Raw genomic sequence first — 17176 nt, 5'->3', positions numbered from 1 at the left:
ACGGTGCTGCCCGGAGAGAAAATCCTTCCGTTGTAAAAACAAAGTCACTGTTCCCGCAGGCTACGCTGCGGCGATCGGGATTTCCGGATAATTTTTTTTCTGGTTAAAAAATGATGTTGTTTAATCTGGTCTTTGTTCTGAAAAATCTGGGACGTGCTTATTTTGGTTGAATAATAATCCGGTTACCTTCTTTCCTGACATCGGCTTCCAGCATACCTGAGAGCGATTGGCACAGGCTCTGTGCATCTGTTATCAGCATACGGCCGCTGATGCTGGTGGTCCGGAATTTCTGCGGTTGCAATATGGTGACTTCATACCCGTAGTTGGCCTCCAGCAGCTCTTTCAGCTCCGCTACGGAAGTATTCTCAAATTTGTAATCGCCATCCTTCCAGGCGGCGAACAGCTGCGCGTTGACACTGTCCATCCGGAGGGTATTGCTGACTACCGTTGCTCTCTGTCCGGGCCGCACCAGCATGTCCTGCTCATGCGCGGTGGCTTTTACCATCCCGGTATTTACTATTACGTTGGTGTTGTGTTGATCATCGTTCACTGTAAATGATGTACCTAATACCGTCACGGTGATACCAGGTGTATGTATCCTGAACGGCGTCGCCGTGTTTTTTACTACTTCGAAATAGCCGCAGCCTTCCAGCCATAATTCGCGCAGCCCGTCCTTTACATTGCGATAGCGTAACCGTCCTCCCGGTTTGATCCATACGCGCGTGCTGTCCGGCAATACCATATGCTGCACCGTTGCCTTCTCCGGTACGAGCGTCAGCAGAGGCTCCTCGCGGGGTGACTGCAGCAGCATATAGGTGGCTATACCTCCGCCGATGACCAGCACCAGCACGGCTGCGGCGTATTTCAGCCAGTGGAGCCGCCGTACCGGAACAGGCTCCGCTGCAGCAGGCTGCAGCTGCCCGGCTATCTGCAACCATCGCCCGTCGGTTTCTTCCCGGGTGACCGCCGATACGCGCTGCTGGTCCAGGATGTCCTTCACCCGGAAGTACAAATCCCGGTTGCCGGGGGCGGCATCCAGCCAGGCTGCTACCTCAGCGGTTTCGGCAGGACTGGCCTGACCGTCAATAAACTTAATTAATAGCGTATAATCCAACGGGTTAGTATTATTAAGTGCCATTTCATATTATTTAGACGAGAAAGGGATAGGAACTACGTATCGATTTTGGAAAAAAATTTTTCTGCGCGCTCCCCGGTTCCCGGGGTCCACGCCCTGGGAACCGGGGAATGAAAATATAATATATATCCGCGTTAAAAAAGCATCATCGCAGCGAGGAAAATGCTGGTTTTGCGTATGAGCCCGCGCAGTTGTTTGATCGCTTTGTAAAGTTGTGTTTCCACGGTACGCGTGGAGATGCCCATAGTAGCTGATATTTCACCGGTTTTAAGGCCCTGCTGGTAACGCAGTTTGACGACCTCCCGGCACTTGGGGGCAGCGCTTCTATGGCCTGCCATACGCTGGCAGCCAGGTTGTCTTGTTGGATCAGGCTTTGCCGGGGGCCGTCGGGACTGAAATAGTCCAGCTCCGCTTCACTAAGTCCCGGAAGGGTGGTGCTGACATAGCGCTGGTGAACAGCTTCGCGCCGGATATAATCAAGGCAACCGTTGTGCACGCTGCGGAAAAGATAAGCTTTGATACTGGTGTCGATGTTCAGGGAAGGACCTTTTTTATACAGTTGAATGAAAACGTCCTGGATGATGTCTTCCGCCGTCTCCCGCGTCACATATTTGCAGGCATAAGCGCGCAACAGGGCGTAACACGCTTTAAAGATAGGTTCAAGCGCTGCTGCATCCTGCGGTGCCGGCGTGCCGGTCTGGCGTGTTTCATCTACAGGTTTCCCATAACTCATTAAAGGTAATTTGAACAATTATCCAAGATAATGACAATAATAATAAAAACAAACAGGGGAATCCACGGGCCCCGTCCAGATCAACACGCTACAAAGTCTGTTTAACCCCGGTAGACAACTGCCGGTAGTTGGTAGTTTTGGTACATAAAATATCACCCTAAAAAACAAACAAACAATGACACAGATAGCAGACAAAGTGCTGACAACGGAACAGGTAGTAGCACGTTTTAAAGAACTGGCCTCCCAGGAAAAGTGGTTTGAGATCCAGGATGAATTATTCGCAGAAGAGGTGCGGAGCATCGAACCGGAGAGATCTGTTTACATGCAGGATGCCACCGGGAAAGCGGCTGTGCGGAAAAAAGCAGAGGACTTCGTCAGCCGGATTGAAGCAGTGCACCGCGTATACACCAGTACTCCGATCGTAACGGGCAATCATATAGCGGTGGCGAGGGAGACGGATATAACCGTGAAACCGCATGGCAGGGTCCAGCTGAACGAGATCATGCTGTATGAAGTGAAGGACGGCCAGATCATTCTCGAACAGTTTTTTTATTAGTAGTTGATCTCAGGGGCGGACAAAAGATATCAGGATTGTCCGCCCCTTTTTACATACCCTGTTGGCGATACGCCAAATTGTTTGAAAAAAACACGATTAAAATGATTCGGGGAACTAAATCCCATAATATAGGAAACTTCGGACACCCGGTACTTTCCTTCGGCAAGTAATTCCGCCGCCTTCTTCAGCCTGGTTTGATTGATCAGCTCGTGGATAGTCAGATCAGACACTGCTTTGATCTTCCGGTATAATGTAGGCCTGCTCATATTAAGCGCATCTGCAAGGAACCCGCCATCCAGTTGAGGATTGTCGAGGTGCTGCAAAATAACCTCTTTCAGCTGCTCCAGGAACAGCTCGTCCGCCTTGTTCCCGGCTACGGTGGCAATATGCAGCAGCGGAGCGCTGGCGAAATAGTCGCGGACGATATTGCGGTTGGTGATCAGGTTAGCAACCTGCACTTTCAGATGCCGTGGAGAAAAAGGTTTGTCGATATATGCATCTGCACCGGTTTCCAGCCCTTCAATCCTCGACATCAGGGTGTTTTTTGCGGTAAGCAGTACCACCGGGATATGGCGGTATTCCGGGGTCGACTTAATGATTTTACAGAGTTCAAAACCATCTGTTTCCGGCATCATCACATCGCTGATCACCAGCTGTATAGAGGTGGCAGCCAATACTTCGAGCGCCTGTTGCGCGCTCATCGCCTGGATGATCTGATAATCCCCTCCCAGGATGTCATCCACGAACTCCAGGATTTCCTTGTTGTCATCTACTATCAGCAGTGTTGGTTGCATGGCATCAGGTGCTTTTTTTTTGTACAGCATTCAGCTTGAATTCTATTTGCTGATGTACCGGAAGAGAAAGAACAAAAAGATTCATCCCGTCACCGGCCTGTTGCAGTTCCAGTGTTCCATTATGCAGCCGGGTAAGTACACGGGCCAGCGATAAACCTATGCCCGATCCCGGCTGATGGGTGGTGTCTGCACGGAAGAAAGGCTCGAAGATTTTTTCCCGGAATGCCCATGGAATCAATGGACCATCGTTACTGATGGCTATGCGGAAAACATCCTCAGATGGAGATGCTACGTGTATCACCACTTTCTCCGCTGCATATTTTACGGCATTGCCGATCAGGTTACTGAGTATCTTTTGAAATGCTTCCGTATCAATGAAAGCATGGAAGCTCTTTTCCGGCAATTGAAGCGTAAATGATAACTTCTTCTGTTGGGCGGCATGCATAAACGCCTCGTAGTTGGCCTGTACCAACCTGGGCACATTCACCTGCACAAAACTGAGCGAAAAATCCTGGTTTTCTGTTTTGCGGAAATCCAGTAACTGGTCCGTCAGCGCTACCAGCCGTTCCGTATTTCGTTCTATGCTTTTCAAACGCTTTCTGAGCTTCGGTTGGTCACCGGCGTCATCGATCACCATTTCGAGCGGTCCTTTAATTAACGTTAAAGGTGTCCGGATTTCATGAGCCACATTTGTAAAGAATTCGATTTTTGCTTTGTAAATCTCCTTTTCTTTCTCCTGTTCGAAAAGCGCTAACTTTCGCCGATGCTTTTCTTTCTGACGCCGGTGATAAGCGGTGACCCCCAGGTAAATTAATGATAACACCAACAACAGATAAACCCCGTAAGCAGTGCGGCTGAGCCACCAGGGAGGAGAAATTAAGATCAGTAATCTCCTTTCCTCGTTTAACCAGTCACCCTCGCTATTGACCGTCCGCACCCTGAAGGTATAGTCTCCCGGGGGGAGATTGGTGTAATAAACTTTACGGTTGCCCGGCAGATATGTCCAGCTTTTGTCTGCTCCGTCGAGCTGGTAGGCATAGGGCGTCATGTCAGACGCGACGTAGGTGAGCGCGGCAAAGCTGATGGCAAAAGAGGACTGGTCGTATTTGAGCCTGATGGTGTCCGTGAACGAAATGTTTTGACGCAGCGCGCTGCTGCCGGCCGGGAGGTCCTGGTTGTGGACCTGGAAGTTCGTGAAGTATACGGCCGGATTGATTTTGTCCGTTGCCGCAAAATCCGGGTTAAAACTAATCAGCCCTCTTACACTGCCAAAATACAAGGTGCCGGAAGCATCCCGGTATCCTGAACTGTAATTGAACTGGTCCGTGAGCAGGCCATGGGCCTGCGTGTATATCTTCCAGTTATCCCTGGCAGGATTGTAACGCGCCAGTCCCTTGGAGGTGCTGATCCAGAGCTGCTTGTTTTTATCTTCCAATACTTTATATACCATATCGCCCGGCAAACCGGAACCTGTATTGAACCGGGTGAAATGACGCCGGGTTTTGTCCAGCCTGCACACGCCACCACCTTCTGTCGATACCCACAGCTGCTGTTCACTGTCCTCCGAAATGCCGGATACGCTGTTGCTGCTCAGGCTTTGGTTGTTGCGGGCATCGTAGCTGAAATTTCCCGATACGCCTGTCCGGGGGTTATGAAAATACAGGCCGTGGCCGATCGTGCCCGCCCAGATGACGCCCATCCCGTCTTCATACAGGCTGAATACATATATGCTTTCAGGGAACCCCTTTACCAGGGTAAAACGGTCGGTAGGACGGTGATATCGATAAATGCCATGACTTGTGCCAAATAACATGTCCCCGTGCTGTGTTCTGCAGGCGGAGATAATAAAATTGGACTTCAGCCCGTTGACTGCTGGGGCTGCATTGTAGTGCCGTAGCCGTTTGCCGGTATGACGGTCCAACACATCGAGCCCCTGCTGGAAGGTGCCCACCCATAGCTCATGGCCATCAATCAGCAGGGCATGTATGTTGGTAGAGGAAACCGTTTCAGGAGAAGTAAAACGGGTTACTTCTCCTGTATGCATATCCAGTCTGTTCAGTCCTGCATCCTCTGTACCTATCCACAGATGGCCTTCTCCATCGGCACATAATTCCCTGACCGCGTTCCCGCTCAGGCCCGACGAACCACTGCTGCGGAAATATTTTTTGAAATAACTGTGGCGGCTGTGGTAGTAGTTGAGACCGCCGAAATATGTACCGCACCAGATACCGCCTTCCCTGTCCTTGTAAAGCGTGTAGGCAGCGTTGTCTGAAATAGCATAAGGGTTGGCATCCTGTTGCCGCATATTCACCGTATGGCCGGTTTTTGTATTGATGCTGTACAGGCCGGACTCTGAAGCGATCCAGTATTCATCTTTTGAGAAGGCCAGGATGTCGCGCACGTACACTGGCTTTTTCTGTACCGGAAGGCCCAGCAACGGACGGTAGGTATGGCGTTCAGGATCGTATGCTGTCAGCCCCCGGATGGAGCCGATAAGCAGCTGTCCGGAGGCAGTGCTGAAAATCCGGTTTATTTCGTTGGGTCTTTGCTCATGGGGCGGGAGTACGCTGTTCATGCAATGAAACGTATCCTTCCCCGCGTCATAGCGGAACAGGTACCCATCGAGCGAACAGGCCCATAATGTTTGAGTTTCTGTTAAACAGATAGCTGCTATTTTCAGGGAGTCCATCCCGTAATGACGCAGTTGACCGCTCCCTTCATCATAACAATACAATTGTAAGTCTGAGGTGAACCATATCTTTCCTTTACCGTCTGATTTAATATCAAGGATCTCTCTGCCTTTGGTGCCGTCAAGCAAAGAAAAGTTTTCTGTGCGTGGATCAAATTCATAGAGCCCTTTCCGGGTACCTGTCCATAATGTCCGGTGAATTCCTTCAACGATGCAATAAACGAACTCTTTTATATCCTGCTGGCCCTGCTGTTTCATATCGAACGCCCTGAAAGTAACGCCATCGAAGCGGTTGAGGCCTTCCTTGGTGCCAAACCACATAAAGCCCCGGGAATCCTGGAAAACGGAAAATACAGTATTGTTGGCCAGTCCATCCTCTACCTGGTAGTGACGGAAATATACAGGTTGCCCGTTGGCAATGCTGGCATACCAGGGCAGTAATAAGTATAAAATAAAATGATATCTCACCCGCGCTGTAAATGATCTTTCCAAAAATAGAGAAAATAGCTGCAAAAAGCCAGTCGCGGAAAGGAGTGATACAAATTGAGAGATTTTTGATACACAGTGTTAAGTCCGTCACTTTTTTATCAGCTTATTTTGCATCACCTGACGCAGATCTGTTCAGTACCTATCAGACAACCAAAAATCGCGCAAGATATCAATATCGCCTGTTTCACGTACCTGTCGTGGATATGCTTCCTGATTGTCCTGCTCAACTTTTCAATTAAATACTAAATCGCTGACCGTTATGAAAGAAAGTTTATCTATCCCTCCCGGCTGGGTTAAAATGAACACTGCCACCGCCTTGTTCCGGCTCGTTGTTGTAGCAGCCTTGTGCCTGGAAACTACAGGTGCATCCGCAGAAGCAGGAAATCGCCCCATTGATTTTATTCCCGGGAATGCATACCAACAGATAAAAATTTCAGGTATTGTAACGGATGAATCCGGCGTACCGCTGCCGGGCGTGGCCATACGTGTAAAAGGGGGCACTACGGGAAGTGTTACCGATGCCGCCGGGAAATACAATATCAGTATCCCTGATAATGCGGCAACCCTCGTTTTCAGTTTCATCGGCTATACCACCCAGGAAGTGGCGGCTGGCAACAGAACTATCCTCAATATACGCCTGGTAGCGGTGGAAACCTCGCTGAACGCAGTGGTGGTAGTGGGCTACGGCACCCAGAAAAGGGAACGCGTCACCACTGCCGTAGCCAGTGTGAAGTCGGAAAACTTCGTGAAAGGGGCTGTACAGGACGCAGCACAGCTGGTACGCGGAAAAGTGGCCGGGCTGAATGTGGTCACGCCGGACGCCAATCCTACCGGCACGGCACAGATCAACCTTCGCGGTATTACCACCCTTACCTCCGGCACATCGCCACTGGTGCTGATAGATGGCGTACCCGGTACGCTCACCACCGTGGCGCCGGAAGATATCGAGTCTGTTGATGTGTTGAAAGATGGTTCCGCAGCAGCTATTTACGGCACCAGGGGTACCAACGGCGTTATCCTTATCACCACCAGGAAAGTACACGGGGAAACCCCTGCCGCGGTGGACGTAAACAGCTATGTCACCACCCAGAAGATCACCAAACGGCTCAATTTCATGAATGCAGATGAATACCGTCAACTGGTAGCGCAAGGTAAACCGGGCGCATTCGACTATGGTGCCAGCACTGACTGGCTGAACGAAATTACCCGCCGTCCCGTTTCTCAGGTGTATAACGTCAGCCTCCGCGGCGGATCACAAAATACCAGTTACGTCGCCAACCTGAACTATCGTAATATGGAAGGACTGGTCCTGCGTTCAGATAACAGGATGCTGTATCCGCGAATAGAGGTTACCCATCGGATGTTTGGCGGGAAACTACGGCTCAATGCCAACCTCAGTGGCTATCAGCAGACGTTTTTTGCCGGCGCGGATGGCGATAGCTATCGCGGTGATGTGTACCGCAACGGTCTGACTTATAATCCCACCGATCCGGTAAAAGACAAAGACGGCAAATGGACGGAACATACCGATAAAACAGCTTATGCGAACCCTGTATCCCTGCTGATGGAAACGGATGGCAAAAATCAGAACAGCAACCTGAGGACGCTGGGCACCGTTACGTATACACCGCTGAAGGGGCTTGATATTATGCTGCTGGGGTCGCGTGATCTCTATAACAGTGTGCGCGGTTACTACGAAACCAAACGCAATTATTCTACCCTCCGCGACGGAAGGAACGGTTATGCTTCAAGAGGCACCACCCGTACGGAAGAAAACCTGTTGGAGCTGACGGCCAACTTTCAGAAACAGATCAGGGAACACGACTTTACCTTACTGGGCGGTTATAGCTGGCGGGAAACCAATTACCAGGACTATTGGATGCAGAACTGGGATTTCCCCACAGATAATTTCTCTTACAATAATATAGGCGCCGGCCTTGCCTTATCACGGGGGGAAGCACCCGAAAAATCCTACCAGAGCCGTAATAAACTGATTGGCTATTTCTTCCGGCTGAACTACAGTTTCCAGAATAAGTATCTGCTGATGGCCAGCATCCGCAGGGAAGGCTCTTCGAAATTTGGCCGTAATAACAAGTATGGCAATTTTCCTGCGATCTCCGCAGGGTGGAATATGAAGAATGAAAACTTCCTGAAAGCGTCAAAGATCGTCAGCGCGTTGAAACTGCGCGGTGGTTTCGGGATCACAGGGACCGAACCCAATGATCCCTACATGTCGCTGAACCGGCTTAACTTCGACACCTATACGTTGATCAACGGACAATGGGTGCAGGTGATCAATCTGGCGACCAATGCCAATCCCGATCTGCGTTGGGAGAAAAAGGAAGAGACCAACATCGGGGTGGATTACGGATTTTGGGACAACCGTATCACAGGTTCACTGGACCTGTACCGGCGGGTTACCCGTGATTTGCTGATGGACTATTCCGTGCCAACCCCGCCGTACCTGTACAATACTATCCGTGCCAATGCTGCCTCCATGGAGAATAAAGGCATCGAATTTCAGGTGAACTTTGCCGCCATCGACCGCAAAGCGCTGAAATGGAATACGTCCCTGAACTATTCCACCAACCGGAACAAATTGCTTTCCCTGTCGGATAAAAACTTTCAGCTGGCAGCCGGTTATTTCGATGCAGGCACCACAGAAGAGCCCATCCAGCAGTCAATTGCACGTATCCAGATAGGACAGCCTATTGGAAATTTCTGGGGTTTTAAATCTGTTGATATCGACCCGAATGGTTATTGGATCATTGAAGGTAGAGATGGTAAACCCAAGCCTATCGCCAATCAACAGGCGGATGATAAACAGATTCTTGGCAACGGGTTGCCCAAACATTATCTGAACTTTAATAATAGCATCAGCTACAAAAACTTTGACCTGAACATTACCATGCGTGGCGCCTTCGGATTCCAGATCCTCAATACGCCCCGTATGTTCTATGCGGCGCCGGTAATGCTTACACGCGGCAACCTGCTCAGGTCCGCGTATGATAATGTTTACGGAAAACGCCCGCTGGCAGACGACCAGTCACTCAATTACGTGAGCTACTATATCGAGCAGGGGGATTACTGGAAAATAGACAATATCACCATAGGGTATAATATTCCGTTAAAGCGTACCGCCATCAAAGCACTCAGGGTATATGCCTCAGGCTCCAATCTTGCCACGTTTACAAAATATTCAGGCGTGGACCCGGAGATAGGCGTTACCGGTCTTACGCCGGGACTGGATGACAGAAACCGTTATCCCGCCACTACTACGTTCACACTGGGCGCCTCTTTCACCTTATAAATGATATGACAATGAAATCAATCAAACAATATTTACTGGCGCTTGCCATTGTTCCGGGAATATTGAGCGCCTGCAATAGTGATCTGGACGAAATTGTGTATTCTGACGTAACTGAACAAAGCTATACTTATGAAAGTGCTACCGCAGCTATGGGCATCGTGTATGCGAATATGCGCACCCTGTTTGGCCATACCAATTTTTACATGATCCAGGAAACGACTTCCGATGAACTGGTGATGCCGGCAAACCCTTCCGGGTGGGACGATGGAGGTATCTACAAAAGAATGCACCTGCACACCTGGAATTCAGAAAATCCGCAATTGCTTAATATGTGGAATGCGTTGTACCGTGGCGTCACTAATTCCAACAGGATAATAGAGCAGCTGCAGTCCGGTAAAGTGCCTACGCCTGCCGGTATTTCACAAGCATCTCTTGTCGCTGAGATGCGGGCTGCCAGGGCTTTTTTCTATTGGCTGATCTGTGATAATTTCGGCGACGCGCCGCTTGTGACGACTACCGCTACCGTGCTGCCCGATAAGGCAAGCCGCCGGCAGCTCTATGATTTTATCGTATCTGAATTAACGGCAGCGATGCCTTCCCTGAGCGAAGAAACGGGTACCCGGCTATACGGCCGTTTTAATAAATGGGCGGCAAAAGCCCTGCTGGCCAATATTTATCTCAACGCACAGGTATATACGGGAACAGCAAAATGGCAGGACTGCCTCCGGGAATGCAACGATATCATCAGCGCCAATAAATACTCACTGGAGGCGGCTTACCGTAATGTGTTTGTTACACAGAATGATCACTCGCCGGAGATCGTATTTGCTATTCCCTTTGATGAAAATCGTGGTGGCGGCTTCTTTGTGGATATGTTCTCCTGGCACGCGGCCTTGCGCGATAAACGTGCTATGCAGGTAACGCCCTGGGGATCAGGCAGCGCAATGGGCGTATCCCAGTTCATCGATACCTATGATCCGGCTGATAAACGCCTGGCGGATACCTGGCTGATGGGCCCGCAGTTTGCCTTAGATGGCGTAACGCCCCTGAAGGGCTCGTATGACAGGGCCGGGCAGAATCTTATATTTACGAAAGACCTGCCCGATGGATTGTTCACCGGCGAATCTGAAGGCTACCGGCAGAATAAATTTGAGATTAAGACAGGGGCCCGTTTTGATCTGGGCAATGACTTTCCCTTCTTTCGTTATGCACAGGTGCTGATGATGAAAGCAGAATGCCTTATGCGTACCGGTGATGCAGCAGGTGCCGCACAAATCGTGTCCGAGGTGCGCAGACGCAATTTCACCGATCCGGCAAAAGCGGTGGTTACCGCGGCGGCACTGACCGGCAATACCCGCTATCGCTACGGCTATGTGGAGAAGTATGTAGTCACAGACCGCGGAAATACGGATGTTGTGCCGTATGGCGGTTTTATGGACGAACTGGGTTGGGAGTTTGCATGGGAAGCACAACGCCGCAGGGATAATATCCGCTTCGGCGTATTCACTCAAAAAAGCTGGCTTTCGCATAAACCGCAGGGGAGCGGCAGAACCGTCTTTATGATCCCGCAGGCTGCCGTCAATTCCAATCCTAAATTACAGTAAGTAAGTGTGTATACTAAAATTCAGCATATGAGGTTATTATTGATGCTGGCTGTTGCTTGTGCAGGATCTATGTTGCAGGCCACAGCGCAGCAAAAACAGACAGGGACCGGCACAGCTGCTGTCAGACAAACATCTTTGCGACAGAACCCATACCGGGAACTGCCGCTGGGAGCGATCAGGGCTGACGGCTGGCTGAAGGAAATGTTACTGCGCCAGAAAAGTGGCGCCACAGGCCAACTGGACCAGCTGTATCCCGAGGTGATGGGCCGGCGCAATGGCTGGCTGGGGGGCGATGGTGATCAATGGGAGCGGGGCCCTTACTGGATCGATGGCTTGCTGCCGCTAGCCTATATCCTGGATGATAAGGAATTGATCGCCAAAACAAAACCATGGATAGAATGGGCTATCAAAAGCCAGCAACCGGACGGTTACTTCGGCCCATCGAAAGATTATGGCCCCGAGTCGGGGATACAGCGGGATAATAGCCACGACTGGTGGCCAAAAATGGTGATGCTAAAAGTGCTGAAGCAATACTACTCAGCCACCGGTGATCAGCGGGTGATCGATCTCATGACACGCTACTGCCGGTATCAGCTGAAAGAGCTGCCTGCCAAACCGCTGGATAACTGGACATTCTGGGCAAAATACCGTGGCGGCGATAACCTCATGATAGTATACTGGTTATATAATATCACGCATGATGCTTTTTTACTGGAACTGGGAGATCTTATTCACCGGCAGACGTTCGATTATACTACGGCATTCCTGGAAAGGAAGTTGCTGTCCACCCAGGGGAGCATTCATTGTGTCAACCTCGCTCAGGGGATCAAGGAGCCGGTTATTTATTACCAGCATCATCCGGAACCCAGGTACCTCGATGCCGTGAAAACCGGTTTCGCCGATATCCGTCAGTTTAACGGCATGGCCCATGGCTTATACGGTGGCGATGAAACCCTTCATGGCAACAATCCCACACAGGGGTCGGAATTTTGTACAGCCGTGGAAATGATGTTTTCCCTGGAGAGCATGCTGGAGATTACAGGACAGGTGGGCTTTGCGGACCACCTGGAAAAAATTGCCTTCAATGCTTTGCCGGCACAGGCTACAGACGATTTTATGTGCCGCCAGTATTTTCAGCAGGCCAACCAGGTGATGGCGACGAACAAAATGCGGAATTTTGAAACCAACCATGACGGTACGGACGTTTGTTATGGTTTGCTCACCGGGTTCCCCTGCTGTACCGCCAACATGCACCAGGGATGGCCGAAATTCACGCAGAATCTATGGTATGCCACTGCCGACAGCGGCCTGGCCGCGCTGGTGTATTCTCCCAGCGAAGTGACAACCAGCGTAGCCGGGGGAAATACGGTAATGGTCAAAGAAATAACGAACTATCCTTTTAGTGAAGACATCCGGTTTGCCGTTACAATGGACAAAAAATCCACCGTAGCAACCTTCCCTTTCCACCTGAGAATACCTGCCTGGTGCAGGAATGCAACAGTAAAGATTAATGGTAAGATCTGGCAACAGGCAACAGGCAATCAGATAGTGAAGATCAACCGCCAATGGAAATCCGGTGATGTAGTGGAACTGCTGCTGCCGATGCACATCTTCCGGAATACCTGGGATGAACGCTCCGTATCCATCGAAAGAGGTCCGCTTACCTATGGACTGAAGATAGGGGAAGAGATGAAGCTGGTTAAAAATTCGAACCCGCCGGGTTCCTATGGCGGAAACGAATTCTATGAGGTACGCCCCACCACGCCCTGGAATTATGGCCTGCTCCATACCGATGATGACAAGATGGAAACGGCTTACAAGGTAAAGAAGAAGGATGTCGTGGGTAACTATCCGTGGAACCAGGGAAATGCACCTGTCAGTATCACCACCAGGGCAAAACGTATCCCTTCCTGGCAACTGTACAACGAGATGGCAGGACCATTACCTTTCAGTATGACCTACAGGTTTGAGGCTGCAAAGGAAGAAGAAGAGATTACCCTGATACCGTATGGATGTACGAATCTGCGGATATCGCAATTTCCGGTGGTGAGTCAATAAACCGTGAACGATCAATAAGGTTTGTTTGCATATAAAAAGACGTCTCGGTACCCGTGAGACGTCTTTTTATATGCCCCGTTATGACCCTTGTAACACCTGCCGGGGAATAAACAGTGTGTCCTCATAATCCGGAATGTCCGGACAGATGTCATCCTGCCATTGAGCAACATCCGTTGCTTTTCCTGCCTGTATCAGCGCCTCCAGCGGACCCGCCATCCCGGCCTCCTGCAGCATCTGAAACATGGGGCGGTTAATGAGCTCGCGGGGAGACAGAAAAGAGGTCTTCACCAGCCACACTAACCCGAACAATGCCGGCTCACGCAGTTGAACCGCGAACTGCATGGCCTGTTCCATAAAAACATGGGCGAATGCCAGTCCCTTCTGTGGGGTGGCGTATTTGTGCTGCACTTCAGGCTGGCCATAATCTGCTACGGCGTTCATCCACCACGCCGGTTCTACTATGCGGGCGGCAGCTTGCAGAAAATCTCTCCCAAAAGAAGCATCTAACGAGGAGCGCTGTTGAAGCATCGTTTGCAGTAGATCCGCCTGCATGGCCGCGATGGTCATACCGGTACCATGGATGGGGTCGAACGTGCAGAAGGCGTCGCCGATGGCCAGCAGTCCGTCGGGCCATGATGCCATCTTCTCATAATGCCGGAAGGTGACGTCTTTGATCCGGTATCCGCGCGGGGCCTCCAGCGGTGTTACCTGTTGCAGTACTTCCTGCAGGGCGGGAATATTCAGCAGTTGCAGCACCTTTTCAAACCCGTCGCTGTCTGTCGGTGGATATTGCCCGCCGATGTTGCCCAGGATGATTTCGAGCACGTTGTTTTCCATGAACGATGCCACACAGGTGGGCACTTCCGGCCGCTCCGGGTTTTCGGCGTGCAACAGGCTCCACGGAACGGACCGCGAAGCGGGAAACGCGTAGTGCCTTGTGCTGTAACCCAGGAGGGTGGTCAGTATTTCCGGTTCAGGAATCGTATATCCCTGCCTGTGAAGCCACTCGCTCAGATGCGAATGGAAGCCGGTTGCCACCACTACCATGTCTGCATGTAGTCGTATGGTTTCATTCCCGCGGGTGGCGGTCACGCCATACACATTGTTGTGGGTTTTATCTATCAGCAGGTCGTTGACCGTCGTTGCGGGAAGTAATTGTATCGTTTCTTTTTTCAGTACCCGTGACCGGATATGCCATTCCAGGAAAGACCGGCTGCAGGCGGCTTCATTGGCGGGTTCGGGAATGTGGAGATCGCCGGAAGGATAAGAGAACCATATCTCTTTACCGAGGCTGGAAGCTGCGCCGTTTTGCAGCAGTTCGTTGTTTAAGCCGGGAAACAGCTGCTGCAGTATCATGCGTCCCCGGGGCGTAAGATGATGAGGATGATATGCCTGAGGCGTACCTGGCCGTGTTGCCGGTCCGGCCGGTAGTACATCTCTTTCAATGATCAGTATCTCCCGACAGTAGTCCGCCAGCACATGAGCTGCAATTAATCCGGCTATTCCTCCTCCGATGATGATGACTTTTTGCATAGCGTCTTTTTAGGACTAAAGCTCATCTTTTCGGTGCCCTGCCTGTGGCATTACCGGGATTAACTTTTATACCAGCGGGATTTTCGTTATCGGGCGCTTTGCTGTTGTACCGCCATTAACATGCGGGCAAAGTGTGGGTTCATATCGGTGATCCTGCCGCTGTTGACGGAGATACCCATGGAGCCTGCAGGCGGTACTGCTCCGCCAAGACCCGCGCCTGATACAGAAAAATACAGCGCCGCCTTGTTTTCTTCTCCCTTGATATTCCGCCACGCGCCCATAGCGCCGCCTTTACTGAGCTTCAGTTCCGAACCTGCCGGTACTTCATAGCGCAGGGTGCCATTGGCGGGGATATCTTTCTGCTCCGCATTTACTTTTACGGACATCGCTTTGCCTTTATTGCCAAACAGGTATACTACATTTTTTTCTTCACGGGCGGTATTCCGCTGAAGCGCTTCTTCCGTTGCCAGGTAAAGATCGACGATCAGCTCCGGCCGTGTGCTGTCGCTATCGGTGAAAGAACGGAAGATAAAAACATTGGAGCCCATCCTGTTGGACCGGTTGCCCGCATGTATCCACAGTTCCCATAATGAATTGCCGCCCATGGCGGAACCCTTGGAAGAGAGCGTGGCTACATATTCCAGTCCGGCAGAGTCGGCGGGATTGTTCCAGAAAATGAAACTGCGTTGTTTCCCTTTGTGTTCAAATGTGTCTGACCGGCGGAGGACATCTATGTTCTGACTGTATGCTCCGCTGCAGATAAGCAGCAGGAAAGGGAACATCAGGTAAGGGACTTTCATCGTCGGGATTTTGTTAAAAATAAGGAAAAAGAAGAGAAGTTAGTAGCTTTGGGAATGACCCATCCGAATCCTGAAACTTTATACGAAAGCTTGTCTCTGCGGAAAAGACCGGAAGACATCGCCGCGCTGATAAAAGATCAGCTGCAGGGCGAGCTCGGGAAACAGGAAATGCTGCTGCTGGACAAAGCTGCTTCGGGCGCTTTGCGTCACCAGGTGGGGCAATATACTTCCATGCTGGAAAAGTTTGCGGAGGTGTCTGGCGCCCAGGTACAGGTGGGCAAGGCCATACAGCTGTTTAAGACAGATGACGACGCTACCGGCGCTGCATTTGACGACCCGCTGGTAGTGGAAGCTTTCCTTGTAAAGGTCAGTGCCATCCTGCATAAAAATCCGGGGTATAATAGCTACCAGGCGGACCGGTTGAACCGGGAAGAACGGATGGCCGTGGGACTGGATATTTCCCGGCGCCGTTATAATAAGCTGTTCCGTTGCCTGCGGCACCTGGAAAAGAAGCTGCGTACCATGGTCCGTGAGCATAAGAAAAGCCTGTTCCTGCGGGTAGGCAAACATGCGTTTGCGGAAGATATATCCCGGGAGGATTTTATGCAGGACATGAACAGCGCCTGTTTCATCGCTTACTACACCGCGCGTTGCAATCTGCGCAGTGAGTTTACGGTCGAAGGGCAGCAGCGGGCTTATGATGACATTGCGGACATGCTGCTGAAACGTTGCCAGGCAGATAGTGAAAAGGCCAACTGGTGGGCGATGGCGCAAGTGTATCCTTTTCCTGAGGTGCTGAAGCACCTGTCGCCGGAGCAGCAGGGAGTGTTGCTGGGCAAATGGACCACCTTATTGCAGGAGGTGGCTGTTTTTCTGGAAGAACTTTGGCAAACGAATGATATAAACCGGGAGACGATGGTGGTGCGAAGGGGGAATGATTCCTCCACCTGGAACCATACCGCCGGCGCCTGGAACAAAGCGCGTGACGGCTGGATAAGCCTGCTCTATGCGCTCGGTATGGAGTTCCTGCTGGACGAGATGTGTTTCGGGAAAGCGATGCGGCTGATAGCCGGCGACGTGGCGGCCTGGCACCGGAGCGTAGGCAACACCGGCGATCCTAACCTGATAGTATGGAACCAGTTGCCCCTGCCGTGGGAAGTGCTTTCCGGCAAAGCTACGTGTAGCCGCGACCGTGTGGCGGCAGCCTGTAGGGAAGCTAAGCTGGACCCTGAACGCAGTGGCTGGCTGGCGCCAAGAACACATCAACCGCTACCTTTCCGGCCAACGCCCGAGCTGGTGCATGGCGTTACCGTTTCAAATCCCTATCTTGCCCGAATATTAAAACAACACAAATATTTTTCAGGGAAAGACGTTTCACCGTTGTACCCTGAACAGAATTAACGGAGTAGTTCAGTTGGCAGAACTTCCGGCACGTTATCCGGATAGACGCAGGTTCGAGCCCTGCCTCCGTTTCT

General features: G+C 51.1%; 11 protein-coding genes, 1 tRNA gene and 1 pseudogene. 6 read left to right on the top strand and 7 right to left on the bottom strand.

All coding sequences use genetic code 11. The annotated features are described in order from the left end of the window. Nucleotides 1-157 precede the first annotated feature (157 nt). The 3 genes and pseudogenes from HF324_RS21250 to HF324_RS33885 all read right to left on the bottom strand — a co-directional run. Nucleotides 158-1138, bottom strand: a complete 981-nt coding sequence (locus HF324_RS21250; protein WP_168860760.1) for a FecR family protein — start codon at nucleotides 1136-1138, stop codon at nucleotides 158-160. A 131-nt stretch (nucleotides 1139-1269) separates the two neighbouring features. Next, complete coding sequence (locus tag HF324_RS33890; RefSeq protein WP_373997292.1) at nucleotides 1270-1473, bottom strand: sigma factor-like helix-turn-helix DNA-binding protein; 204 nt, start codon at nucleotides 1471-1473, stop codon at nucleotides 1270-1272. Nucleotides 1474-1502: 29 nt separating this feature from the next. Next, nucleotides 1503-1868: pseudogene (locus HF324_RS33885) on the bottom strand (sigma-70 family RNA polymerase sigma factor); the annotation flags it as partial. A 175-nt stretch (nucleotides 1869-2043) separates the two neighbouring features. Here HF324_RS33885 and HF324_RS21240 point away from each other — a divergent pair. Then, nucleotides 2044-2424 carry a nuclear transport factor 2 family protein gene (locus HF324_RS21240; protein WP_168860758.1) on the top strand — a complete coding sequence of 127 codons (381 nt, stop codon included), beginning with the start codon at nucleotides 2044-2046 and terminating at the stop codon, nucleotides 2422-2424. Between the two features lie 29 nt (nucleotides 2425-2453). On the opposite strand, the gene HF324_RS21235 is transcribed toward HF324_RS21240, so the two are convergent. Together HF324_RS21235 and HF324_RS21230 are read right to left on the bottom strand one after the other, a co-directional pair. Beyond that, on the bottom strand, nucleotides 2454-3218 hold the full coding sequence (locus tag HF324_RS21235; RefSeq protein WP_220101216.1) for a response regulator transcription factor: 765 nt from the start codon (nucleotides 3216-3218) through the stop codon (nucleotides 2454-2456). A gap of 4 nt (nucleotides 3219-3222) precedes the next feature. Beyond that, the gene (locus HF324_RS21230; RefSeq protein WP_168860756.1) at nucleotides 3223-6399 is read right to left on the bottom strand and encodes a ligand-binding sensor domain-containing protein; all 3177 of its coding nucleotides are present in this window, start codon (nucleotides 6397-6399) and stop codon (nucleotides 3223-3225) included. A gap of 256 nt (nucleotides 6400-6655) precedes the next feature. On the opposite strand from HF324_RS21230, the gene HF324_RS21225 reads away from it, so the two are divergent. The 3 genes from HF324_RS21225 to HF324_RS21215 are packed head-to-tail and all read left to right on the top strand — an operon-like array spanning nucleotide 6656 to nucleotide 13368. Then, complete coding sequence (locus tag HF324_RS21225) at nucleotides 6656-9706, top strand: SusC/RagA family TonB-linked outer membrane protein (protein WP_168860755.1); 3051 nt, start codon at nucleotides 6656-6658, stop codon at nucleotides 9704-9706. 11 nt (nucleotides 9707-9717) lie between these two features. After that, entirely contained in the window at nucleotides 9718-11310 is a 1593-nt protein-coding gene (locus HF324_RS21220) for a RagB/SusD family nutrient uptake outer membrane protein (protein ID WP_168860754.1), read from the top strand. A gap of 27 nt (nucleotides 11311-11337) precedes the next feature. Beyond that, on the top strand, nucleotides 11338-13368 hold the full coding sequence (locus HF324_RS21215; protein WP_258539170.1) for a beta-L-arabinofuranosidase domain-containing protein: 2031 nt from the start codon (nucleotides 11338-11340) through the stop codon (nucleotides 13366-13368). Between the two features lie 78 nt (nucleotides 13369-13446). On the opposite strand, the gene HF324_RS21210 is transcribed toward HF324_RS21215, so the two are convergent. Both HF324_RS21210 and HF324_RS21205 read right to left on the bottom strand, forming a co-directional pair. Beyond that, entirely contained in the window at nucleotides 13447-14901 is a 1455-nt protein-coding gene (locus HF324_RS21210; RefSeq protein WP_168860753.1) for an NAD(P)/FAD-dependent oxidoreductase, read from the bottom strand. Nucleotides 14902-14987: 86 nt separating this feature from the next. Continuing rightward, nucleotides 14988-15701 carry a hypothetical protein gene (locus HF324_RS21205; RefSeq protein ID WP_168804399.1) on the bottom strand — a complete coding sequence of 238 codons (714 nt, stop codon included), beginning with the start codon at nucleotides 15699-15701 and terminating at the stop codon, nucleotides 14988-14990. Between the two features lie 54 nt (nucleotides 15702-15755). Here HF324_RS21205 and HF324_RS21200 point away from each other — a divergent pair, with 54 nt between their 5' ends. Together HF324_RS21200 and HF324_RS21195 are read left to right on the top strand one after the other, a co-directional pair. Next, nucleotides 15756-17102, top strand: coding sequence for a hypothetical protein (locus HF324_RS21200; RefSeq protein WP_168860752.1), 1347 nt, complete (start codon nucleotides 15756-15758; stop codon nucleotides 17100-17102). Continuing rightward, nucleotides 17101-17174, top strand: a tRNA-Thr gene (locus HF324_RS21195). Before HF324_RS21200 ends, HF324_RS21195 begins: the two co-directional genes overlap by 2 nt. Nucleotides 17175-17176: the final 2 nt, after the last annotated feature.

The sequence above is a fragment of the Chitinophaga oryzae genome (assembly GCF_012516375.2).
Lineage (GTDB): Bacteria > Bacteroidota > Bacteroidia > Chitinophagales > Chitinophagaceae > Chitinophaga > Chitinophaga oryzae.
This window is presented reverse-complemented; position numbering and strand designations above follow the sequence as displayed.

What these genes read in the sequence shown, in the direction of transcription:
- HF324_RS21250 (WP_168860760.1), bottom strand. Translation starts at nt 1,138, where the DNA reads ATGGCACTTAATAATACTAACCCGTTGGATTATACGCTATTAATTAAG.
- HF324_RS33890 (WP_373997292.1), bottom strand. Translation starts at nt 1,473, where the DNA reads ATGGCAGGCCATAGAAGCGCTGCCCCCAAGTGCCGGGAGGTCGTCAAA.
- HF324_RS21240 (WP_168860758.1), top strand. Translation starts at nt 2,044, where the DNA reads ATGACACAGATAGCAGACAAAGTGCTGACAACGGAACAGGTAGTAGCA.
- HF324_RS21235 (WP_220101216.1), bottom strand. Translation starts at nt 3,218, where the DNA reads ATGCAACCAACACTGCTGATAGTAGATGACAACAAGGAAATCCTGGAG.
- HF324_RS21225 (WP_168860755.1), top strand. Translation starts at nt 6,656, where the DNA reads ATGAAAGAAAGTTTATCTATCCCTCCCGGCTGGGTTAAAATGAACACT.
- HF324_RS21220 (WP_168860754.1), top strand. Translation starts at nt 9,718, where the DNA reads ATGAAATCAATCAAACAATATTTACTGGCGCTTGCCATTGTTCCGGGA.
- HF324_RS21215 (WP_258539170.1), top strand. Translation starts at nt 11,338, where the DNA reads ATGAGGTTATTATTGATGCTGGCTGTTGCTTGTGCAGGATCTATGTTG.
- HF324_RS21210 (WP_168860753.1), bottom strand. Translation starts at nt 14,901, where the DNA reads ATGCAAAAAGTCATCATCATCGGAGGAGGAATAGCCGGATTAATTGCA.
- HF324_RS21205 (WP_168804399.1), bottom strand. Translation starts at nt 15,701, where the DNA reads ATGAAAGTCCCTTACCTGATGTTCCCTTTCCTGCTGCTTATCTGCAGC.
- HF324_RS21200 (WP_168860752.1), top strand. Translation starts at nt 15,756, where the DNA reads ATGACCCATCCGAATCCTGAAACTTTATACGAAAGCTTGTCTCTGCGG.